The organism is Thermosynechococcus sp. GLH187 (assembly GCF_031583395.1).
Lineage (GTDB): Bacteria > Cyanobacteriota > Cyanobacteriia > Thermosynechococcales > Thermosynechococcaceae > Thermosynechococcus.
The window spans coordinates 1,112,709-1,135,431 of record NZ_CP134175.1; the positions used below are offsets into that span (position 1 = coordinate 1,112,709).

21 protein-coding genes are annotated in these 22,723 nt (G+C 54.0%); 10 read left to right on the top strand and 11 right to left on the bottom strand.

Annotated elements, in window-relative coordinates; translation table 11 throughout:
• Positions 1 to 192: 192 nt before the first annotated feature.
• From RHI63_RS05160 to RHI63_RS05175, 4 genes are read left to right on the top strand one after another with little or no spacing between them, the layout of a single operon-like run.
• On the top strand, positions 193 to 2,127 hold the full coding sequence (locus tag RHI63_RS05160; RefSeq protein WP_310821965.1) for a hypothetical protein: 1,935 nt from the start codon (positions 193 to 195) through the stop codon (positions 2,125 to 2,127).
• Positions 2,128 to 2,180: 53 nt separating this feature from the next.
• The gene (locus RHI63_RS05165; protein WP_310821967.1) at positions 2,181 to 3,989 is read left to right on the top strand and encodes a proline--tRNA ligase; all 1,809 of its coding nucleotides are present in this window, start codon (positions 2,181 to 2,183) and stop codon (positions 3,987 to 3,989) included.
• Positions 3,986 to 4,615, top strand: a complete 630-nt coding sequence (locus tag RHI63_RS05170; RefSeq protein WP_310801600.1) for a methyltransferase domain-containing protein — start codon at positions 3,986 to 3,988, stop codon at positions 4,613 to 4,615. Before RHI63_RS05165 ends, RHI63_RS05170 begins: the two co-directional genes overlap by 4 nt.
• The gene (locus RHI63_RS05175) at positions 4,615 to 5,187 is read left to right on the top strand and encodes a hypothetical protein (RefSeq protein WP_206201367.1); all 573 of its coding nucleotides are present in this window, start codon (positions 4,615 to 4,617) and stop codon (positions 5,185 to 5,187) included. Before RHI63_RS05170 ends, RHI63_RS05175 begins: the two co-directional genes overlap by 1 nt.
• Here the strand turns inward: RHI63_RS05175 and murA are convergent.
• A complete protein-coding gene (murA, locus tag RHI63_RS05180; protein WP_206201368.1) occupies positions 5,143 to 6,462 on the bottom strand; it encodes a UDP-N-acetylglucosamine 1-carboxyvinyltransferase in 1,320 nt (439 codons plus the stop codon). The two genes, RHI63_RS05175 and murA, sit on opposite strands and share 45 nt — an antisense overlap.
• Positions 6,463 to 6,591: 129 nt before the next feature.
• Here murA and RHI63_RS05185 point away from each other — a divergent pair, with 129 nt between their 5' ends.
• The 4 genes from RHI63_RS05185 to aroB all read left to right on the top strand — a co-directional run bounded on the left by RHI63_RS05185 (position 6,592) and on the right by aroB (position 12,262).
• The gene (locus tag RHI63_RS05185; RefSeq protein ID WP_310821968.1) at positions 6,592 to 7,023 is read left to right on the top strand and encodes a hypothetical protein; all 432 of its coding nucleotides are present in this window, start codon (positions 6,592 to 6,594) and stop codon (positions 7,021 to 7,023) included.
• A 163-nt stretch (positions 7,024 to 7,186) separates the two neighbouring features.
• On the top strand, positions 7,187 to 9,787 hold the full coding sequence (locus RHI63_RS05190; protein ID WP_206201370.1) for a glycogen/starch/alpha-glucan phosphorylase: 2,601 nt from the start codon (positions 7,187 to 7,189) through the stop codon (positions 9,785 to 9,787).
• A 56-nt stretch (positions 9,788 to 9,843) separates the two neighbouring features.
• Entirely contained in the window at positions 9,844 to 11,109 is a 1,266-nt protein-coding gene (locus tag RHI63_RS05195) for an AmpG family muropeptide MFS transporter (RefSeq protein WP_206201371.1), read from the top strand.
• Positions 11,110 to 11,155: 46 nt separating this feature from the next.
• Positions 11,156 to 12,262, top strand: coding sequence for a 3-dehydroquinate synthase (gene aroB, locus RHI63_RS05200; RefSeq protein WP_310821970.1), 1,107 nt, complete (start codon positions 11,156 to 11,158; stop codon positions 12,260 to 12,262).
• Here aroB and RHI63_RS05205 read toward each other — a convergent pair.
• On the bottom strand, positions 12,259 to 12,492 hold the full coding sequence (locus RHI63_RS05205) for a hypothetical protein (protein WP_206201373.1): 234 nt from the start codon (positions 12,490 to 12,492) through the stop codon (positions 12,259 to 12,261). The genes aroB and RHI63_RS05205 overlap by 4 nt on opposite strands.
• A 257-nt stretch (positions 12,493 to 12,749) precedes the next feature.
• Here RHI63_RS05205 and RHI63_RS05210 point away from each other — a divergent pair, with 257 nt between their 5' ends.
• Entirely contained in the window at positions 12,750 to 13,184 is a 435-nt protein-coding gene (locus tag RHI63_RS05210; RefSeq protein WP_206201374.1) for a hypothetical protein, read from the top strand.
• Here RHI63_RS05210 and nusB read toward each other — a convergent pair.
• The 9 genes from nusB to RHI63_RS05255 all read right to left on the bottom strand — a co-directional run bounded on the left by nusB (position 13,163) and on the right by RHI63_RS05255 (position 21,825).
• Complete coding sequence (nusB, locus tag RHI63_RS05215; protein WP_206201375.1) at positions 13,163 to 13,801, bottom strand: transcription antitermination factor NusB; 639 nt, start codon at positions 13,799 to 13,801, stop codon at positions 13,163 to 13,165. The two genes, RHI63_RS05210 and nusB, sit on opposite strands and share 22 nt — an antisense overlap.
• A 24-nt stretch (positions 13,802 to 13,825) precedes the next feature.
• The gene (locus RHI63_RS05220) at positions 13,826 to 14,497 is read right to left on the bottom strand and encodes a DUF502 domain-containing protein (protein ID WP_206201376.1); all 672 of its coding nucleotides are present in this window, start codon (positions 14,495 to 14,497) and stop codon (positions 13,826 to 13,828) included.
• A 33-nt stretch (positions 14,498 to 14,530) separates the two neighbouring features.
• Entirely contained in the window at positions 14,531 to 15,640 is a 1,110-nt protein-coding gene (locus RHI63_RS05225) for a M48 family metallopeptidase (protein WP_206201377.1), read from the bottom strand.
• Positions 15,641 to 15,683: 43 nt separating this feature from the next.
• Positions 15,684 to 16,817: a molecular chaperone DnaJ gene (gene dnaJ / locus RHI63_RS05230; RefSeq protein WP_302676564.1), complete on the bottom strand. Its 1,134-nt coding sequence runs from the start codon at positions 16,815 to 16,817 to the stop codon at positions 15,684 to 15,686.
• Between the two features lie 17 nt (positions 16,818 to 16,834).
• Positions 16,835 to 18,790, bottom strand: a complete 1,956-nt coding sequence (dnaK, locus tag RHI63_RS05235; RefSeq protein WP_206201379.1) for a molecular chaperone DnaK — start codon at positions 18,788 to 18,790, stop codon at positions 16,835 to 16,837.
• A gap of 169 nt (positions 18,791 to 18,959) precedes the next feature.
• Positions 18,960 to 19,499: a DUF2854 domain-containing protein gene (locus RHI63_RS05240; RefSeq protein ID WP_310821972.1), complete on the bottom strand. Its 540-nt coding sequence runs from the start codon at positions 19,497 to 19,499 to the stop codon at positions 18,960 to 18,962.
• Between the two features lie 13 nt (positions 19,500 to 19,512).
• A complete protein-coding gene (locus RHI63_RS05245) occupies positions 19,513 to 20,004 on the bottom strand; it encodes a YajQ family cyclic di-GMP-binding protein (protein ID WP_206201381.1) in 492 nt (163 codons plus the stop codon).
• Positions 20,005 to 20,006: 2 nt separating this feature from the next.
• The gene (locus RHI63_RS05250) at positions 20,007 to 21,293 is read right to left on the bottom strand and encodes an ABC transporter substrate-binding protein (protein ID WP_206201382.1); all 1,287 of its coding nucleotides are present in this window, start codon (positions 21,291 to 21,293) and stop codon (positions 20,007 to 20,009) included.
• Between the two features lie 169 nt (positions 21,294 to 21,462).
• The gene (locus RHI63_RS05255) at positions 21,463 to 21,825 is read right to left on the bottom strand and encodes a hypothetical protein (protein WP_206201714.1); all 363 of its coding nucleotides are present in this window, start codon (positions 21,823 to 21,825) and stop codon (positions 21,463 to 21,465) included.
• A gap of 207 nt (positions 21,826 to 22,032) precedes the next feature.
• Here RHI63_RS05255 and petB point away from each other — a divergent pair, with 207 nt between their 5' ends.
• A complete protein-coding gene (gene petB, locus RHI63_RS05260) occupies positions 22,033 to 22,680 on the top strand; it encodes a cytochrome b6 (protein WP_011056639.1) in 648 nt (215 codons plus the stop codon).
• The last annotated feature ends 43 nt before the right edge of the window (positions 22,681 to 22,723 follow it).

Genomic DNA, 22,723 nt, shown 5'->3' on the forward strand with positions numbered 1-22,723 from the left:
TTAAAATCAAGCGTTGCCAGAGTGCGGTCACAGGCGTTGCAAAATCAGGAGAAATGTTAAGGATTATTGCGATTCGTATCCTTAAATTATAATCCTGCCGTGGGAAACGGCAACTTCAGGAGGGAATTGCCAAGTTGATTTGCTATAACAAGTTCTAACGACCTCCCTAGCATCCTAGGGAAATTGCAGGCAGTGGGTGAGGAGCCGCAGCAGGAAATGAAAGCACTAGAGGTTTGGCAACGGTGGTTCCGGCAGGTTCCTAAGTCAGCGGAGCCAGCGATCGCCCCTGCGGTAACAACAGCTGTTGAATCTATTCCCTCCCGCTGGCAAGCCTATCGTCAACGACTCATGGCATATGAGGGGTGGCCTTGGCTCATCCCCTTTTTAATCTCCGGCGTAACCCTGATGACCGCCAGTGCTTGGCTATTGGTTTTACCCCCCTTGCCCGATTGTCGTCACTCCGGCCTCGTCATGAGCGATGGCGATCGCCTCTACTGTGCCGATCAAGCCGCCCTCCACGGCAACTTACCCTCTCTGGCTCAAGCCATTGAAACCGTCAGTCAGTGGCCCGAAGATCACCCCCTTTTTCCCCAAGCAAAGCGGCGTGTGGATGAATGGTCAGCCGCCCTACTCGTGATTGCCCGCCAACAGTTGAGCCAAGGCAATATTGATCTGGCAACGCTGCTCCTGAAAAAAATCCCCACCACCGCAGCGAGCTACTCCCAAGCTCAAGAGCTACTGACCGCAACGAATGTGGGAGAAGGGGGAAACTTATTGGCCACGGCAGAGGCGGCGCTGCGCCAGCAGGACTGGGGGTTGGCATTACTGCAAGTGAAACTGATGAACCAGTTGGGCACCGACTACTGGCGCGAACAGGCACAAAAGCTCTCGGTGCGTATCTCCCAAGAACAGGATGCGTGGGTGCAATTGGTGCAGGCACGGGATTTGGCGGCTTGGTTAACAGCCAATGAACTGGCCGAGGCGGTCATGCTGGCTCTGCAAATTCCCCCCGAGGCGGTTGTTTATTCCCAAGCCCAAGCGGATATTCGCCGTTGGATTCCTGAAGTGTTTGTGTACGCTGAAGAACGCTTAACGGCAGGTGATCGCGAGGGTGCCCTAGCACTGATTGAAAAAATTGCCCCCGCTCTCGATGTGTCCTACCACGATCGCCCGATTGTCATCTTGGGGCAGGCCAAAGCCCTTGCGGCCAAGGGAACGGTTTTGGGCTACTGGGAAGCGATCGCCCGCGTGCAGCAGATTCCCACCACGGATCCCTTCTATGAATCGGCTCAGGCCTACCTCAAAACATGGCAGCAGCAGTTGCGCAACCAGCAGCATCTTCAGTGGGCATCGTGGCTCGCCAATTCTCATCTGCGCTGGGGGTATGCCTTGGCCATTGCTCAAGCTCGGCAGGTGCCCCTTGGTCAGCCGGAACGGGGTCAAGCCCAAGGTTTGATTGCCCTTTGGCAGCGGGATCTGCGTACGATTAATGAGCAGCCCTTGCTCCATGCGGCGATCGCCCTCGCAGAACAGAAACAGTATCAGGCCGCCCTAGGGGTTCTGCAATACTTCCCCAGCAATGCTGTGCTTGCTTCTGTAGTGGCCAACTACCGCAACGAGTGGCAGGAAAAACTGGAAGAAATTGAGGATCGTCCGATTCTGGATCGAGCGATTCGCTTGGCACGGGAAGGCAAACTAGAGGAAGCCATTCAAACCGCTGAGCAAATTGGTCGCGATCGCGCCCTCTACCGTGAAGCTCTCAATCGCATCTGGCAGTGGGACTATGAACTCAGTGTGCGCCAACGGCAACAGGCAGCACCCACGCCCGCTTGGTGGGAAAGCCCCCCCAGTACTCCTGAAAGGACTTCTGAACCAGTCACCGAACCAGAATCAGCTCCGCCAGCAACACCAAGGACTTCTGAACCAGTCACCGAACCAACATCAGCTCCGCCAGTAACACCCACGCCAGAGGCTGCTACCCCTGCACCCACCCCTGAGGCATCTCCCACCCCTGAAACCACGGTTACCCCTGCCAGACCTGCACCGACACCTGAAGCCACTGCTGCCCCGACGCCGACACCTGTTCAACCGCCAGCAGCGGATCCCGAACCAATGGCTACCCCCTAGCGATCGCTGGTCATCGTAAAATAGAGGCTCTGTGCAGTATCGGTAGCCCAGCTATGCGTCTCTCGCAAATGCTTTTTGTCACGCTTCGCGATGATCCAGCGGAAGCAGAAATTCCCAGCCACAAATTATTGCTGCGGGCGGGATATATTCGGCGGATTGCCAGTGGCATCTATAGCTATCTGCCCTTGATGTGGCGAGTGCTGCAAAAAGTGAGCGCCATTGTCCGTGAGGAAATGAACCGCAGTGGTGCTTTGGAATGTTTGCTGCCGCAATTGCAACCCGCTGAACTGTGGCAAGAGTCGGGACGCTGGGACACCTATACCAAGGCCGAAGGGATTATGTTTTCCCTCACTGATCGCGCTGAGCGGCAGTTGGGACTAGGGCCGACCCATGAAGAGGTCATCACCATCCTCGCTAAGGACTTGATTCGCTCCTATCGTCAGTTGCCCGTTCACCTGTACCAAATTCAAACCAAATTCCGCGATGAGATTCGCCCGCGATTTGGTCTGATGCGGGGACGAGAATTCATTATGAAGGACGGCTACTCCTTCCATGCCGATGTGGCCAGCCTCAAGGAAACCTATCAGGTGATGTACGACACCTATAGCCGTATTCTTCAGCGCTGTGGCCTGACGTTTCGAGCCGTGGAGGCGGATTCGGGTGCCATTGGCGGATCGGGATCCCATGAGTTTATGGTGCTGGCTGCCGCTGGCGAAGATGAAGTGCTCTATACGGCTGACGGCCAATATGCCGCCAATGTGGAAAAGGCCGTTTCGCTGCCCCCTGACGCGGTGCCCACAACCTACAAAAAGGTGGCGACACTAGATACCCCCAATACAGCAACCATTGATGCCCTTGTTGAGCACTTGCAGTGCCATCCGACGCAAATTGTCAAAAATGTCCTCTATCGAACGGTTTTCGATAATGGGCGGGTGGGTCTGGTGTTGGTGAGTATTCGCGGCGATCAAGAGGTGAATAGCGTCAAGCTGCACAACACCCTCACTTCCCTTGCGCCCAACTACGGGGCAACGAAATTGCTGGATCTGCGGGTGGCGGATGCCAATACCGCCCAAGAGTGGGCAGCCACCCCCATTCCCTTTGGTTACATTGGCCCTGACATAGAGGACGGCGTTATTAAAGCCGATCCCCAGATCATTCCCCACTGGATTCGCATTGCCGATCACACCGTAACGGAGTTAAAGCGGTTTATTACAGGAGCCAATCGCGATCAACAGCACCGTGTCGGTGTCAATTGGGGCAAATCCTGTCCATTACCGGCCATTGTCGCCGATGTTCGCAAAGCCCAAGCCGGCGATCGCGCCTGCCACGATCCAACACAGCACCTAGAGACCGCCCGTGGCATTGAAATTGGCCATATTTTCCAGTTGGGGACAAAGTACTCTGAGGCAATGAAGGCCACCTACACCAACGAACGGGGGGAAGAGGTGCCGCTGGTGATGGGCTGCTATGGCATTGGGGTTTCCCGCTTGGCTCAGGCGGCGGTGGAGCAGCACCACGATCCACAGGGCATTATTTGGCCGCTGGCGATCGCCCCCTATCAAGTGATCATTGTCGTTCCCAACATCGAGGATGGGCAGCAAATGCAGGTGGCCACTGACCTCTACGATCAGCTTCAGGCGGCAGGAATTGAGGTGCTCCTCGACGATCGCGATGAGCGGGCAGGGGTGAAATTCAAAGATGCGGATCTCATTGGCATTCCCTATCGCCTAGTGACGGGGCGGGCGATCGCCAATGGTGAAGTGGAACTCGTGATCCGCGCAAGCGGTGCCAAATCCACTCTCCCTATAAGCGAAGTTGTTCGTTATCTTCAAAAGGAGATTGCTCAGCAGTTAGGTCCATGATTCTCAATCCCTACCAGCGCACGAAACTGGATAGCCGCAGCGATGATCTCTTTTACGCGGCACCGCGCTTTGTTACCCACGTGGATGATTTCTTTCTTGCCCGCCTCACGGATCTCTACCGCGAATACCTGCAGCCACAAATGCGGGTTTTGGACTTAATGAGTAGTTGGGTGTCCCATCTACCACCAGAGCTATCCTTTGCGGAAGTGGTGGGCCATGGGATGAATGCGGCGGAGCTAGCCCGCAACCCCCGCTTGGATCGTTATTTCGTTCAGAATCTCAATGAAGAGTTGGCCTTGCCCCTAGAGGATGCTAGTTTTGATGCCGTCTTGATGGCGGTGTCGGTGCAGTACCTCCAGTATCCTGAGGCCACTTTTACAGAAATTGCCCGTATCCTCAACCCCCAAGGGGTGGTCATTGTCAGCTTCTCGAATCGCATGTTTTTTGAGAAGGCGATTCAGGCGTGGCGCGAGGGTACCGAGGGCGATCGCCTGCGCTTGGTGCAAACCTACATTGATAGCATTCCCTCCCTCAAGGTGGTAGAAACTCAGCTGCCCCGTCGCTGGCCTTGGCTGGGATTTACTGATCCTTTCTATGCTGTCGTGGGTCAAAAGCAGTCGGCGTGATGGTCAGAGGAGGCGTCTATGAGCAGTTTCGCGGTGCCCTCCTTGGACTTCTGTGGGGCATCGCTAAAGAGGATATCTATCTAGCCCAGGCACTGCCCCACCAATGGTTAACCCCCAACCAAGGGGAGTGGCCCGTTCAGCTGCCGCAGTTGTTGGCATCATGGGATCAACCTTTGATCTCAGTCCCCGCGGCGTTGCAGGAGATTCAGACCCTACTCCATGAATACCTCGCGGCGGCTTGGGCACCTGAGCCTTTGGCCGTACCTCTAGAGAGAGGAGAGGTGATCCGCTATGCCTTGGCGATCGCCCCGTGGGACTTAGAATTAGCCCATGAAATTGTTATCAAGCAGCAACCCAGTGCTGGTCTTCTCTTAAGCTGTCTTTTTGGTGCCTATTGGGGGGCATTAGCCTTACCCCTCAGAGCCTGGGAGTATTGGACGCCGACAGTGGCTGCGGTGCTGGGGAACGTGATGATGCAATGGACAGGGGGTATGGGAACCGAGATGGCACTTGCCCCCAAGGACGGACTAAAACACTGGAGAAGGGGCTGTACTCGGAACATAACGCTCTAGCTGTGCACCCAAACCCCGCAGCTTGGCTTCAATTTGCCAGTAGCCCCGATCTAAGTGCTGCAAGCCATAGACGTGGGTTTCGCCGTGGGCAGCCAGTCCAGCAACGACTAAAGCCGCTGTGGCACGCAAATCCGTACCTGTTACCGGTGCACCCGAAAGATAGGGCACCCCTCGGATGGCAGCGTGATTTCCCTTGACGCGAATGTCGGCGCCCATGCGATTGAGTTCAGCCACATGGCCAAAGCGATTTTCAAACACCGTTTCGCTGACTAAACTATTCCCCTCACTGATGGCCAGCAACGTCATCATCAAGGCCTGCATATCCGTGGGAAAGCCAGGGTAGGGGAGCGTTTCAATGTCGGTGGCACGATAGCGCTGCGCAGGGGTAAAGCGGACACGGGTGGGATCGGGAAATTCAATCCTCGCTCCCATTTCTTCCAGTTTGGCAACCACAGGTGTTAGGTGACTGGGAATGACCGGTGCCAATGTAATGGCCGAGCGGGTGACGGCAGCCGCCAAGAGAAATGTGCCCGCTTCAATGCGATCGGGGATAATTTCGTATTCAGTGCCGTGGAGGCGATCGACCCCAACAATGGTAATCGAATTGGTGCCTGCCCCATAGATTTTTGCCCCCATGGCGATACAGAAGTTGGCCAAATCCACCACTTCCGGTTCTTGAGCGGCATTTTCAATCGTGGTTTCCCCCTCGGCAAGGGTGGCGGCCATCATCAGGGTTTCCGTTGCACCAACGCTGGGATAGTCCAAATAGATGCGGGTTCCCTTCAGTTTGGGGGCACTGGCGGTAACAACACCGTGGTCAATCGTGACTTCGGCTCCCATCGCTTGCAGACCGCGCACATGCAGTTCCACCGGACGAGCGCCAATAGCGCAGCCGCCGGGCAAGGGAACACGAGCAATCCCCAACCGTGCCACCAATGGACCAATGGCAAAGAAACTCGCCCGCAGTTGGCTGACCAAACTATAGGGGGGATCATTGGTATTTAATTCCGTGGCATCAATGGCGATCGCTTCACTACCGAGGCGGTGTACCTTGACCCCCAATGCCTGTAAAATTTCCCCAAGGCGACGAATATCCGCTAAGTCAGGCACTGCACGAAGAATGGTTGTATCCGCTGCTAAGAGTGCCGCCGCCATCAAGACTAATGCTGAATTCTTGGCCCCGCTAATCCTCACCTCCCCCGATAACCGATAGCCCCCCTGAATCTTGAGGTGTGCCTGCTCTGTGGTCAGCGGCGTTGCGGTCGAGGTTAGCATATTTCACTCTCACAGCCAAAAGAATTCCAAGCGATTATATCCTATCAGTGCGAATTTTATGCAAAGATCAGTATTAACAAAAGAGAGACAAATGCACGCCTGTTGTTTTGCAAATAATTTAAGGATTGGATGGAACACCAAAACCTCAGCGATTTACTGCGGCAAGAGGCAGCTAAACAGCGTCAAGCGCCCAGCAAGCGGAGTCGACACCAGCCCACCAAGGCAGAACTAGAGCAAGAACTGGCCGCCCTCAAAGCAGCGTTAGCAGCGGCAGAAGCTGAGAAAATTGCTCACAGTACCCAGATAGAGCAACTGCAACAGGAAGTGCAAACGTGGCGCGATCGCGCCCAAGCCCTCGAAACTGAGCTTCAGGACCTCCAAACCCGCCATCAGACCCTAGAAGCCGAATTTGAAGAGGCCAAAGAAGTCATTCGCCAACTCACGGCGCCTCAGCCCTACCGCTTTGAGGATGTGGGATTTAAACCCCTTGTTAATGAAGTTCCCATCCCCAATCCCAATGCCTCTCCCCTTGGGGATGCGGAAATTGGTTGGTTTGATTAGGGATTGCCCAAGGGATTGGCAGACTCTTTGAGAAGATTAAAAAAATGTAAAGGCAGATAAATCAATTATTAAAATTCCCGCAGCGGTAGTCTAATGTACATTTCACAAATCTGTATTAGCCTTAAGTTAAGTGATTGCCGATTCCTTCAGAGCTACAGGTTGCATGAATAATTCCGCCACGCCCAACGGTCATCCTGTTCATTCAGTTTCCCACACCAACCCTACTGCCAACGACGAACACTGCGATTTGTATATCGAGAGCGATCGCACAGGGATGACCGTGCAAACCCTGAAGCGCGCCTTTGTTGATAACCTGCACTACATCCAGGGCAAGGATGCCATGTTTGCCACGCCCTACGATTACTTCATGGCACTGGCCTACACGGTGCGCGATCGCCTGCTGCATCGACGGATTAAAACCGCCCAAACCTATTTTGAGCAGGATGCCAAGGTGGTCTATTACCTGTCGGCAGAGTTTCTCATTGGTCGCTTGCTCCTGAATAATCTGATTAACGTCGGCCTCTATGAGCAAACCAAACAGGCCATGACCGACTTTGGCTTAGATCTCAATGAACTCATGGATCGCGAACCTGAACCAGGCTTAGGAAATGGCGGCCTAGGACGGTTGGCGGCTTGTTTCCTCGACTCCTTAGCCACCCTCGAAATTCCCGCCGTTGGCTACGGCATTCGCTACGAGTATGGGATTTTCGAGCAAATCATCACCAATGGCTGGCAGCACGAAGTCCCCGACAACTGGCTGCGCTTTGGCAACCCTTGGGAGATTGCCCGCCCCGACTACAATGTCGAAGTTAAGTTTGGCGGCCACACCGAAGCCTACACCGATGTCCAAGGGCACTACCGCGTGCGCTGGATTCCCAGTACCACCGTCTTGGGCACCCCCTACGATACACCAATTCCAGGCTATGGCAAAAATACGGTGAATACGCTCCGTCTGTGGAGTGCCCGCGCTGCTCAGGATTTTAATTTACAGGTCTTCAACGCCGGCGACTACACCCAAGCGGTCTCGGAAAAAACCTTTAGTGAGAATATCTCGAAGGTTCTTTACCCCAACGACAACACTCCCCAAGGCAAGGAGCTGCGCCTGCGGCAACAGTATTTCTTTGTCTCCTGTTCGTTGCAGGACATTATTCGCCTTTACCTGCGGCGGCACACCAGCTTTGATGCCTTCCCCGACAAAGTAGCCATTCAGCTCAATGATACCCACCCCGCCATTGGGGTGGCTGAACTGATGCGATTGCTGGTGGATGAGTACCAACTCCCGTGGGAAAAAGCGTGGGACATTACCCAGCGCACTTTTGCCTACACCAACCATACCCTGCTGGCGGAAGCCCTTGAACGCTGGTCGGTGGAACTTTTTGCGCAACTACTGCCGCGCCACCTTGAAATTATTTACGAGATTAACTACCGCTTCCTCAACGAGATTCGCCAACGCTATCCCGGCAACATTGCCCGCTTAGCACGCATGTCCTTGATTGAGGAAGGTCATCCCAAGCAGGTGCGCATGGCGCATTTGGCCTGTGTCGGCAGCCATACGGTCAACGGGGTCGCCGAACTGCACACAGAGCTGATCAAGCAGGAGCTGATGCGGGACTTCTACGAGATGTACCCCAACAAGTTCCAGAACAAAACCAATGGCATTACCCCCCGCCGTTGGCTATTGATGAGTAATCCCCGCTTGGCCAGCCTGATTACCGAAACACTGAAGAGCGATCGCTGGATTACCCACCTTGAAGACCTGCGCGGCCTAGAACCCTACGCCACGGATCCCGCCTTTCAGGCCAAGTGGCAGCAAATCAAGCAAGCCAACAAAGAACGCCTAGCGGAGTACATTTGGCGCCACAACCAGATTGAGGTGGATCCCTATTCCCTGTTTGACATTCAAGTGAAGCGGATCCATGAGTACAAGCGGCAGCACTTGGCGGTGCTCCACATTATTACCCTCTACGAACAAATCAAGGCCAACCCCAGCATTGACATTCAGCCGCGCACATTTATTTTTGGCGGCAAGGCAGCCCCCGGCTACTTCATGGCCAAGATGATCATCAAGCTGATCAATGCGGTGGGGGATATGGTCAACCATGATCGGGATGTCAATGGCCGTCTGCGGGTCGTGTTCCTCAGTAACTATTCCGTTTCCCTTGGGGAAATGACCTATCCTGCGGCTGATCTTTCAGAGCAGATCTCCACCGCTGGTAAGGAGGCCTCCGGCACCGGCAACATGAAATTTGCCCTCAATGGTGCCCTGACGATTGGTACTCTGGATGGGGCAAATGTGGAAATTCGCCAAGAGGTGGGGGCAGAGAACTTCTTCCTCTTTGGTCTGACGGCGCAAGAGGTAATGAGCCTGAAAGCTGAGGGCTACAATCCCTGCGAGTACTACAACAGCAACCCAATGCTCAAGAAAGTGATTGACAGCCTGATTTCCGACTACTTCAATCCACGTGAGCCGGGGCTATTTGAACCGATTGTCAGTTCCCTGCTCAACGAAGATCCCTATATGCTGTTGGCGGACTACCAATCCTATGTGGACTGTCAGCAACGGGTTGCCCAAGCCTTCCGCGAGAAGAGCCACTGGACACAGATGTCTATTCTTAATGTGGCGCGCATGGGCAAATTCTCTAGCGATCGCACGATTGCGGAGTACTGCAAAGACATCTGGCACGTCAAACCCGTCCCCGTTTCCCTAGATACCTGTCGGCCCGCTTTTCGCCCCAGCCGCATCAGTCAAGCCAGTAGTCTTTAGGTGACTGCCCCTTTTGCTCTACACTAGGGCAAGTCTCAAGCAGGGAAACGACATGAATGGCGGGAATCGGCGCAGCTCTACGGGTGTTTCAAAGTCGCAAAATGGCAGCACTGCTCTTGCTGGGCTTTTCCTCAGGGTTGCCCCTGTTTCTCACCAGCCGAACACTGCAAGCATGGATGACCGTTGAGGGCATTGACTTGACCGCTATTGGTCTCTTTAGCCTCGTGGGGTTGCCCTACTCATTGAAGTTTCTCTGGTCTCCCTTACTGGATCGCTATACGATTCCCTTTTTGGGACGGCGGCGGGGCTGGTTACTGCTCATTCAGGTGCTCCTCTTGGGGGCGATCGCCCTAATGGCGGTACAGGATCCCAGTACGAGCCTACGGCTATTGGCAGTGAATGCCTTCGCCATTGCCTTTTTGAGCGCCAGCCAAGATATTGCGGTGGATGCCTATCGTGCCGATGTCCTAGAACCCCTTGAAATGGGGGCGGGTGCGGGTATTTACGTCCTTGGCTATCGCATTGCGCTCTTGGTCACGGGTTCCCTAGCCCTGATTCTTGCCGATCAACTGCCTTGGCCCGTGGTTTACGTCCTGATGGCGCTGCTGATGCTCGTGGGCATGGTCACGACCCTTTGGGCACCGGAACCCGAAGTCCATCCCCCGGCTCCTCCTTCATTGGCGCAAGCAGTGATTCGCCCCTTCCTTGATTTTTTCCAGCGCTACGGCTGGGGAACAGGGCTGATTATTCTGCTCTTTATCTGCCTCTACCGCTTGGGGGATGCGCTCACAGGGAACATGATGACCCCTTTCCTGTTGCAGCAGGGCTTTAGCCAAACCCAAATTGGTGCGGTGCAAGGGGGTGTCGGGCTGATTGCCACCATTGTTGGTGCCCTTGCCGGCGGGGCGGCCATCAGTCAAATCGGTATTCACCGTGCTCTTTGGATCATGGGGGGATTGCAAGCTTCTAGCAATGTCTCCTACTTTGTTTTGGCCAATGCCGGTGCCAATCCAACGGTGATGGTGGCCGCCATTAGTATTGATAACTTCTGTGCCGGACTGGCGATCGCTGCTCTGACGGCTCTTTTAATGAGCCTCTGCAACCCTCAATTTAGCGCAACGCAGTATGCCCTGCTCTCTAGCCTTTTTGCCTTTAGTCGAGACGTGCTAGCAGCCCCTGCGGGCAAAGCGGCAGAGATCATGGGGTGGCCGCTCTTTTTTCTCTTTACAATTGGCGCTGCCTTACCCGCACTTCTCCTCCTGCCGTTTTTTGCCCCTTGGCAAGCGAAGCCGGCCTTTCCCCGCCCCGGCAGTGATGACTGAAAATACTTAAAAATACTTAATGTAGTTGTCCCCAGCAAATCCGACAATGACGACGCTGATTCCCGTTCCCCTTGGTGAGCACGCCTACCGAATTGCCATTGGTGCCAACACACGGCGGCAGTTGCCTGCACTGTTGGCTGAATATACGCCCTTGACGCCGAAAGCCCCTGCCCTCATCGTTTCCAATCCGCAAATTTGGCGGCACTACGGCACGGATGTGCAAGAGGCATTAACGCAAGCGGGCTGGCAAGTCACCCCCTGTATTCTCCCAGCAGGGGAACGCTACAAAACCCTCAGAACCGTTGAAAAGATTTATGATGCTGCCCTGAGTCAGCGTTTAGAGCGGGGTTCTACGCTCTTTGCCCTTGGTGGTGGCGTCATTGGCGACATGACGGGCTTTGCGGCGGCGACTTGGCTGCGGGGGATTGCCGTGGTTCAGATTCCCACCAGTCTCTTGGCGATGGTGGATGCGGCGATTGGTGGGAAAACAGGGGTGAACCATCCCCAAGGCAAAAATCTCATTGGAGCCTTTCATCAACCTCGTCTTGTGGTCATTGATCCCGATGTTTTGGCAACCCTGCCCCCCAGAGAATTCCGGGCTGGTATGGCAGAGGTGATTAAGTATGGTGTGATTTGGGATACTGAGCTGTTTGATTTGTTGAGTCAGCTGCCGCGTTTGGATCGCATGGCTGCTGTGCCTGCTGAGCAGTTGCTTCAAATCCTACAGCGTTCCTGCCAAGCGAAGGTGGATGTGGTTAGCAAGGATGAGCGCGAAACCGGACTGCGGGCCATTTTGAATTACGGGCACACCATTGGCCATGCCCTTGAAAGTATGGGCAACTATCGCCTTTTGAATCACGGCGAGGCTGTGGCCATTGGCATGATTGCCGCTGGGGAACTGGCGGTGGCCTTGGGGTACTGGTCAGCAGAAGCCGCCGCTGCCCAACGGGCATTGATTCTCAAGGCAAAGTTGCCGACCACAATCCCGGCTTACTTTGATGTGGAGGGACTGCTGGCACTCCTAGAGCATGACAAGAAGGTTCAGGCGCAACAGGTGCGATTTATTCTCCCCACCGCCATTGGCCATGTGGACATTTTTGATCAGGTACCGACCGACTTGATTCGGGAGACACTCCATCGCCTCCAAGCCTAGCTAGGGGGCGCCGTATCTAGCAGCGCTTTTTTGGTTGCTTTCAGTTCTTGCCAAAGGCGTTTAATTTGCTCATAGGCTTCCTGAGGGGAAAGCTTGCCACTGTTTTCGAGACTGGAAATGTAGCTCACTCGGGTCGCAAACTCCTGTAAGTTGGCATCAAATAAAAAGTTTTCGGGTGTAAACTCACCGTGGTAACGGCTGTAGGGATGTAAAAATTCGTATTTATTCATTGCTTACCTATCCTTTTTCTCAGGGGTTAACCTATTCTTAACTTCATTTTAACCATTTTCTCTCGGATAACTGTAGCTGCCGCAACAAAACAGTGATCTTGCTGGGGGCAAAACGGCGCTTTGTTAACAACTATGGGCAAAAGATTAAGCATTATTAACTTTGATTGATCAAATAAAGGAGACTTATCACACTACATATACGAGAGTGATCCCTTGCGATCGCCAGATATCAATGCTGTGATTTAGGAAATGGATAAATGATGCACGGACTCTCCTTGGCTCCCCGTTATCGCTTAGATGATGTTGATCCTTGGCTTCTGGGAATTGATCCCAGCCGTCATTATTGGCTGCAAGTCAATGGGGATCCCCAGCAGCGGGTGGCCATTCCGGGGGTCTGTGTCCAGAGCATCTCGGAACTACGGGAGATTATGGAGGCGGTGCGATCACTCCTACCGGGGCAGCAGTTGCAAATTCAGCGAGCAGCCACCTGTTTAGAAATTCACTGCGTGGCTGAAAATCTCTTGGCGATCGCCCACCCTGTTGCCGGTGCCCCTGTTTGGCATCTCTTTGATCGCGAAACCCTCGAAAGTTTAGTGATGAGTGCCCATCCCCACTGGCAATGTCGGCCTGAGGATGTGGAATTGGGGCGGCAGCAATTGTGGCAGTCGTTTCAGTTACCAGTGGCCGCTTGAGCCGTGTCAAGGGCCTCACTGATCCGCCGCAGCACACCATTGATAAAGCGATGACTACCTTGGTCGCTGTAGCGTTTGGCCAGTTCGATCGCCTCGTTGATGGCCACTGGCTTGGCCACGTCAAGATAGCGCATCTCTGCGACGGCCATTTCAATAATGGCGCGATCTAAGTGCGTCAGTCGCTCCAGTTGCCAATCCACCATTGAGCGATTCACCAGTTCTTGAATCTCCGTTTGGTGTCGCTGCAAACTGCGCAGTAGGGCGATCGCGTAGGCTTGAACTTCCTCTTGATGGGCAAAGTAGAGAATTTCGGGTAAATCGAGGGCAGCACCTATTTTGTTCAAGCCCTTTTCCGCCCGATTGAGGGCATCTTGAAGCACCATCTGTGCCTTTTCGAGGTGGGGCAACTGAAACTCGCTATGGTTGAGCAGTCGCTGACTTTCACTAAGTTCAGTGCCGGCCTGTTCGAGGGTATCGCGCACATCACTCGCCAGCGTCCGTACCGCCATCAGGATCAAGCTGCGGCAGTCACTTTCATCGAGCAGTTTCGGTTGGCGTAACACTTGAGCGGCACTGAGCAACGCCAATTCACGGGCAACACGACGAGCAGTAATCATGGGTAAATCCTCAAAAACGAGTTCTTAACGCAACGACGCAGGGGCGGGGGGCAGGGTCGAGGTCGGAACTGATCCCGGTGTAACAATCCCCCCGGAAATAATCAGCTTAAAGGCATCCTCGATCGAAATATCCAAATCTCGCACATCCCGCTCACTGGCAATCACATACCAACCGGTGGTGGGGTTAGGCGACGAGGGGATAAATAGACTCAACATTGGCTCGGAAAAGACCGTTTGCAATGAACCATTAATCGTGCCAGTGACAAAGGCCACGGCCCACAGACCCGACCGCGGGTATTCTACGAGCACCACTCGGCGAAAGCGATCGCGCGAGTCCCGCAGAATTGTCTCTAGGAGTTGTTGCAGCACCTTATAAATGGTGCCCGCCAAAGGGATGCGCTTGAGAATGCTCTCACCTGTGTTCAACAGCCACTGGCCAAAGATATTGCGTGCCATCAAGCCAATGAGCAAGATCCCTGTTAAGGGCACCAAAATCCCCACCGCCACATTGAGCAGATCCACCAACAGGGGGTGCCATGTTTTGAAGGGGTTCACCTGCTTAGGAATACGGGTGAGGAGATCCAAGACCCAACTGGAGACAGAAATCGATAGCCAAATCGTTGTTGCCAGCGGGATCACCACCAGCAGACCAGCAATGAGATCATTTTTAATTGCTTGTTGGAGTCGGTGCAACACAGATACTCGCACGAGCAGACTTCTGTTTCTAGCTTAGCGGTTGCTGCCACTGCGGTCACGGTGAAAGGCCAAACTGCTGTAGAGCATGAAGGCGGCATCCCAAGGACTGTCTTCACGGCGAAAGAGGTTAATGTGGGGGGGAATTTTACTCAGGAGTTCGCTAAAGTCCAAAGCAGTTTCAGCAAAACTGGTAAAGTCTTGCCACACGGGGCGATCGCCACAGTGCTGCTGCCACAGACTCGATAACTGCCGCCACTTCACCCATGAGGTATTTTGATCCAACTCCAGATCACTCTGGATCACCTCTGCCACTTGATTGAGGGGAATCCCTTGGTGAAACTGGTAACCGCCGCGATAAAAGCGCAGGATTTGATTTTGCTGAAACAGGTGAAGATCACAGCACTGGGCATGATCCTGAATTTGTTCTTTACGGGTGACTTTTCCTTGGCGATCGCGATCGAACACTTGCTCAAAAATCGGCAGCAACCCCTCTACCCGCTGGCTGACCTGTGACCAAGTAAACGTTAACTCCACTGGCTCTGGCGAGAGCGAACTGGTACACACCACACGCGGCTGTGGCTCCAAGGCCACAAAATAACGCACCTGCAAGACGGGTGTGGCTGTCAGTGCCTCAAAGGGGACACAAAAGAGGGTAAACCCCTGCTGTTTCAGTTCTTGGCAATAGACGGTGAGTTCCGCAAAATTGCCCGTGCGGATCAAACGCCAGCCCCGCGACGGAATCAACAGTCGCGCCGTGTAGGGGTCAATCTTAAACATGGTGGCCAAAAGACGGGCAAGGATCGTCCGCTGCTCAGAGGCAGCCACCCCCTCCAAAACCAGAAGGCCCTGCTGCTCGACTCCCACCACGGCATGGGTTGCTAAAATCGCCTGTTGCCGCTGCTGTTGGCGAATTTGCTCAATTTTTTCAAGGCCGCGCCGAGCCATTTGCGTCAGCTTGGGGCCACAGTTCAGCCGCAGTAATTGGCGAAAGTCTGACTCCGCCTCCTCTAGCCGCTCTGTCTTGAGATAGAGTTGACCTCGGCACAGGAGGACACGGGGGTCCTCAGGAGGCAAGGTGGCCAGCAATTTTTCTGCCTGTTGGAAATTTCCTTGATCCAGTGCTGTCAAAACCTCAGTCAGCATGGCCAGCGCCCCCAACGGTTTTTTCTATTTTAGGCAACGCGCCCTAACCACCAAATAAGCTGCCGAGGAAGCCCTCTAGACCGCCTTTGCCCATACGCTCGCCGCGAATCTTGGCCAATTTCTCCAGCAGTTCTCGCTCCTCATGGGTGATATGGGTGGGAATTTCGACATCAACGGTAATGAGGTGATCGCCCCGCGCCACGGGATTGCCCACACGGGGGACGCCTCGGCCTTCTAGGATTAACACCGTACCGGGTTGGGTGCCTGCGGGAATCTTCAGTTCTGCTTCGCCATCCACGGTACTCACGGGAATCCGACAGCCAAGAATCGCTTGCAGGTAGCTAATTTTAATCCGTGATAGGATGTTGTTGCCTTCGCGCTGAAACTCAGGATCGGGTTCGACAAACAGATACACATAGAGATCGCCGGGAGGGCCTCCGCGCAGACCGGCATCTCCTTCCCCTGAGACCCGCAGCCGGGTGCCATTGTCCACCCCCGCAGGAATCGTAATTTTCAATTTTTTGCTGACTTGGATGTGGCCTTGGCCACCACAGGACTCACAGCGAGATTCAATCACTTCCCCCGAACCGCCACAGGTCGGACAGGTGGTCAATTGGGTAAAACTGCCGAAGGGGGTTCGTGCCGATCGCCGCACTTGACCGATGCCACCACAGGTACTACAAGTGACTGGCCGTGTGCCGGGTTTGGCCCCTGTGCCTTGACAGGTTTTACAGGTTTCCAAATGATTAATGCGAATTTCTTTCTCACCGCCAAACACCGCTTCGCGAAACTCGAGTTTGAGGTCATAGCGCAGATCTTCACCGCGGGTTGGCCCCTGCGACCGCCGCCCACTGCTGGTAAATCCACCAAATCCACCCCCAAAGAAGGTTTCAAAAATATCGGCGAAGCCGCCCATGTCACCAATGCCAAAGTCACTGAAGCCAGCAGCCCCGACGCCACTGACCCCGGCTTCACCAAAGCGATCGTAGTTGGCTCGCGCTTGGGGATCCGAGAGCACCTCGTAGGCGCGGTTGATTTCCTTGAACTTTTCTTCAGCGCCCGGTTCTTTGTTGACATCGGGGTGATACTTGCGAGCCAAGCGCCGATAGGCTCGTTTTAATTCTTCAGCATCCGCAGAGCGTGAGACACCTAAGATCTCATAGAAATCACGAGCCATAGCCACCGTTACCTAAATTAATCAACCGCTTCATAATCTGAAACAACTGTTTCTTCATTATCACTGATTATTGTGGCATCACTATCTAAAACTTGAGTGGCTTGGGAACTAATCGTAGCACCCCCCATTGTCGGGGTTGAGGTCATCATGGAACCGCCTGCGGTTTGTTGATAGACCACCGTTCCCAAGGTCACCAAGGCCTGCTGCAGGGCTTCCATCCGCTTGCGAATTTCATCGGGGGTAATATTGTCATCCACCATTGCTGCCTGCATACTCTGAACCACCGGCTCAATCCGTGCCCGTAGATCGGGAGTTAATGTGATGCCATGGTTTTTGATGGTTGATTCATAGCTGTACAGCAGGGCATCGGCTTGGTTGCGCAGTTCGGCAATCTCTTTCTTGATTTGGTCGGCTTGGGCATAAATCGTTGCCTCTTGGCGCATGCGCTCGATTTCCATACTGCTGAGGCCACCGCGATTGGTAATGCGCACACTTTGTTGGCGACCGGTGGCGCGATCGACGGCAGACACACTCAGGATACCGTTGGCATCAATATCAAACGTGACATCAATTTGCGGCACGCCGCGAGGGGCAGGGGCAATGCCCGTGAGCTCAAAGCAGGCCAGTTGTTTATTGTCTTTTGCCATCGGGCGCTCCCCTTGATAGACAGCAATTTCCACGACCGTTTGGCCATCGGTAGCGGTGGAAAAGGTCTGCGTCTTACTGGTGGGGAGGGTGGTATTACGTTCGATGATTTTGGTAAAGACACCGCCAAGGGTTTCCAACCCCAGAGACAGCGGGGTGACATCTAGGAGCAGGAGATCTTTGACCGTTGTTTCCTTGCCCAGAATGCCGCCTTGAATGGCTGCCCCTACGGCAACGGCTTCATCAGGATTAACGGAGCGATCGGGAGTTTTGCCACAGAATTCCTTCACCAACTGCTGAATGGCAGGAATACGGGTTGAGCCACCGACAAGTAACACCCGATCAATCTCTTGAACCGTCAAACCGGCATCGGCGATCGCCTGCTGCATGGGTTCGAGGGTGGCCTGAACCAAGTGGGCGCAGAGTTCCTCAAACTTACTGCGGGTGAGTTCCATTTCAAGGTGCTTAGGCCCTGTTTCATCAGCCGTAATGAAGGGCAGGTTAATGGAAGTGCTCAGGGTGCCCGATAACTCCACCTTGGCTTTTTCAGCCGCTTCGCGGAGGCGTTGCAGTGCCATTTTATCTTTCGAGAGATCGATCCCCTCCTGCTCCCTAAAACAGGCCAAGAGCCAATCAAGAATACATTCGTCAAAATTATCGCCCCCTAGGTGGTTATTCCCCGCTGTGGAGCGCACCTCAAAGACGCCATCCCCCAGTTGCAGAATCGAGACATCAAAGGTGCCCCCGCCCAAGTCAAAAACCAAAATGGTTTGATCTTGATCCTGCTTGTCGATGCCGTAGGCCAAGGAGGCCGCCGTTGGCTCGTTGATAATGCGCATTACCTCAAGGCCAGCGATCGCCCCCGCATCTTTGGTGGCTTGGCGTTGCGCATCACTAAAATAGGCTGGCACAGTAATGACGGCTTGGGTCACGGGTTCCCCCAGATAGGCTTCCGCATCCTGCTTCAGCTTTTGCAGGATCATGGCAGAAATTTCTTGGGGGGTATAGGTGCGATCGCGAATCTGCACATCCACCATGCCATCGCGACCCGGCACACAGGTATAGGGCACGCGCCCCCGTTCTTCAGCGGTTTCCTCCCAGCGGCGACCAATAAACCGCTTGATACTGAAAATCGTGTTCTCGGCATTGGTGACAGCTTGCCGTTTCGCCAGTTGACCCACCAACCGTTCGCCCGATTTGCCAAAGGCAACAATACTGGGGGTGGTGCGCCCACCCTCGGCACTGGGGATCACGACAGGATTCCCCCCTTCTAAGACTGCCACACAACTATTTGTGGTTCCAAGGTCGATGCCAATGACTTTACCCATAGCCGTAATCGCCGTTTCCAAAAATGCGTTGTCAGGAGGAGACTGCTTGCAAAAAAGTCTTACTCTTTAGGCTAGAATGCCGCAATGATGATGCTATCGTAACACCTGAATTCAGGGCAAAACGGTTTACCAATCATCTTAGGCAACTGGAACAGGGTTGATCACAGGCTTACTCGCGAATCAGCGACACTGCCACACGGTTGTTTCCCTGATCCGTCATGCTTACCCGAATATTGGGGCCAAAGAATGTCTGCATCTTGGCTTGCTTCGATTGCCACACCTCAAGGGGAACCGCCGGGGAGTCAAATTCTAAAATTAATGTATAAGCACCGTCTGTTAAGGTCTCGGCGATCGCCACCAAGACAGGACGCTCGGCATCCGAGGGACTCAGACCTAAACTGGCCAATGTGCTATCTAAGTGTGCTTCTTGACCGTAACGATAACGGGTGACATCCTTACGGATTTGCGTTTGGGTGGGGGTTGCTTGGGCACGGCCAGCGATCGCCTCTGGGGTTGGGGCTTCACGATAGGGTACCGGTTTGAGTTCTGCCGCTTTGAGTGCCAAGCCGCCTAAGAGCAGGGGCACACCGTAGAAAAAGCCCGCTAGATTCAAGGTGGCATTCCCTGTGGCATAGGCCACCACTCCCACCACCGTCAGCAGTGAACCGACAATTAACCCCAACGTTCCCAGCGATACAGACCCCAACATGACCCTTTAACCCCTAGCGGTAGTTCGTAAATTGTAATGGCACGGGGTAATCCTCAGTTTTCAGGCGCTGGATCACTGCTTGTAGATCATCCTTTGATTTGGCACTGACCCGTACCACATCCCCTTGGATCGCGGCTTGCACCTTCTTAAATTCATTGCGGATAAGCTTGCTAATCTCTTTGGCTAGTTCTGAATTGATCCCGCGCCGCAATTTGATCAACTGTTTGACCCGTTGACCACCCGCTGCTTCCACAGGCCCATAGTCAAAAATTTTCAGAGACAACTGCCGCTTCGCCGCCTTCTGTTGCAGAATCGTTTGCACTGAATTGAGCGTAAATTCACTATCGGTGTGAATTGTCAGTCCCTCTTTTGTCAGTTCAAGGGTGGTCTGGGTATCCTTGAGGTCATAGCGGGCTTTGATCTCTCGCTCCGTTTGATCCACTGCATTGACCAGCTCTTGCCAGTCAAAATCACTCACAATATCAAAGGAAAATGTGCTTGCCATGCCTAGGGTTTTTGGGGATTCACTTGACCAATTACCTTTAATTTACCGTCATCAGTGACCTGCCAAATGTCATAGACCCCGACAACATCGCCATTTTCATCAATATCGACATTGCCACTGGCGCCTTGATAGTTGATTTCTTTGCCTTCCCGCAGTAAAGCCAGTCCCTTGCACACATCATCCACTTCTTCCCCCGGTGCGTTGGCCACATCGCGCAATTTGCTGCGAATCCCTTCACCCGTATTTTGTCCTGCGGCCTGTGCAGCTAGTACAAGGAGCGCGGCGGCATCCCAAGTCTGAGCACCAAAGGCCGGCAGATCGCTCCCTTTTTTAGCACGCCACAGTTCTCGCAGGCGACTCAGGGCTTGACCATCGGCGCCGGGAACGGTTCCCTTGGCACCGGCAATAATGTATTTGCCATCGGGAGTACGGCCCACTTGCTCAGGGAAACTTTCGGACTTGACGCCATCGGTGAGGAGAATGGCCACGTTTTGGGTGAGACCTTGCTCAAAGGCGGATTTCAGGAGCAGGCTACCCGTTTCCGGATACAAAATAGCCACCACCGCATCGGGGTTCCCGCTAAAAGCGGCAGCGGCTTCTGTTGTGAAGGTGGTTGCCCGCTCATCATAACGGGTGGGGCGGTCTTCATTGATCACGGTTCCCCCTAGGGCTTTGAAAGCGCGGGTAAATTCCTGCTCAAAGCTGCGGCCATAGTCATTGTTGATCACCACGGTGGCGACTCGTTGATACCCCTGTTCTTTGGCCAGTTGGGCAAGGGCTTGGGCTTGGTAATTGTCGGGGGGAGCAGTGCGTGCCCAATAGCCGTTAAAGTCTCCTTTCTTGGCGCGTTCAGTCAGGAGTGTACTCGTACTGCCGGGGGAAATTAGCATCACTTGACCGCGGGTGGCAATATCGGCGGCGGCATTGGAGACACTACTGCCAAAAGAACCAACGACTCCGGCAACTCGGTCAATCTCCACCAACTTCGTCATCGCTTCTGCCCCAGAGGCAGGATTGGATTGATCATCAGCAGCAATAAGCGTGACGGGCTGGCCATTAACACCACCACAGGCATTCACCGTTTCCACCAGCAGGGGGACAACTTCAGCTATAGGGGTTCCCACCGAGGCTAAGTCGCCGGTTGAGGGCAACAATGAGCCAATCCGCAGCCCCTCACCCGTTGGGGTTGTGGTGGTGGTGTCCGCCTCGCAGGCGCCAATGGTAAAGAGGAGGAGTAATCCTGCAAAAATCTTGGCAGCTGCCCATCCGCTTGACGGCTTCTGACCCATAGCTATACACCCTCACAATTTGTCAGCATGCTACTGCAACTGCGGGAATCTTGCAATGCGCAGAGAGGATACCCTGCACAAAAAAAGCAGAGAGGATACCCTGCACAAAAAAAGGGGCATTCCCACATCAACAGCCCCTTTACATCCAATGCTCTGTGGATGAGGTTTCCTAGGTAGAGGGACGAACTTGCCGCGCCATATTCAAGAAGGCAGCCATATTAGCCCCCGGACGACGCCGCGCAAAACGGGTGTAGGGAACACTGGGGGTGACAGGGGTGGGGGTGGGTTCTGCGGGAGCTGTGGCAACGGGGGTGGGTGCGGCGGCAACGGGTTGAGCGGGTTGAGGAGCAGGAGCAGGTTCAGGGGTCGAGGCAGGTTCTGCCGCTTTAGTAGGGGTTGGCGGTGCAGCAGGGGCAGCCGTGCTCTTATCTAATTCAATGTAAAACTCGCCCTTTTTGCCCAAACCAAAGAGTTTCGCGATTGCCCCCAATAGGCCAAAAATCGCACCAAAGAGTTTCTTCAACAGATTCATCTCAAAGCCTCCCAAGCGGTCGTTGTGAGTAAGGTAGCAGAGGAGACAGCCCCAAGTCAGCATCCTGAAGCTGTTGAGACTTTATTATCGGACGCTCGGTGGCGCCAATCAACCTGAGAGTGCCGGTAACTCAATATGGAAAGTCTGAGAGGGCATATGTTACATTTTTCAAAGTAAAGCAGCGGTTTCGCAGGACTAATCACTGTTATGAACAAAGTTTACGACTGGTTTGAGGAACGCCTCGAAATTCAGGCGATCGCTGACGACATCACCAGCAAATATGTGCCGCCTCACGTAAACATTTTTTACTGTCTGGGTGGCATTACCCTCACCTGTTTTTTAATCCAATTTGCCACGGGCTTTGCCATGACGTTTTACTACAAACCGACGGTGGCTGAAGCCTTTGCCTCTGTGCAGTACATCATGAATGAGGTCAACTTTGGCTGGTTGATCCGCTCCATTCACAAGTGGTCGGCCAGCATGATGGTCTTGATGATGATTCTGCATGTCTTCCGCGTCTATCTTACCGGTGGCTTCAAGAAACCCCGCGAACTTACTTGGGTGACGGGTGTGGTCTTGGCGGTGATTACCGTCAGCTTTGGGGTCACGGGCTACTCCCTGCCTTGGGATCAAGTGGGCTATTGGGCGGTCAAAATCGTTTCCGGTATCCCTGCGGCGATTCCCGTGGTGGGCGATCAACTGGTGGAACTAATGCGCGGTGGTGAAAGTGTCGGTCAAGCCACACTCACTCGCTTCTATAGCTTGCACACCTTTGTGCTGCCGTGGTCGATCGCCGTCTTTATGCTGATGCACTTCCTGATGATTCGCAAGCAGGGCATTTCGGGTCCCCTGTAAGCCAAGCATCAAGAAATGTAACAGAGCCTGCTCTTTTCGGCGG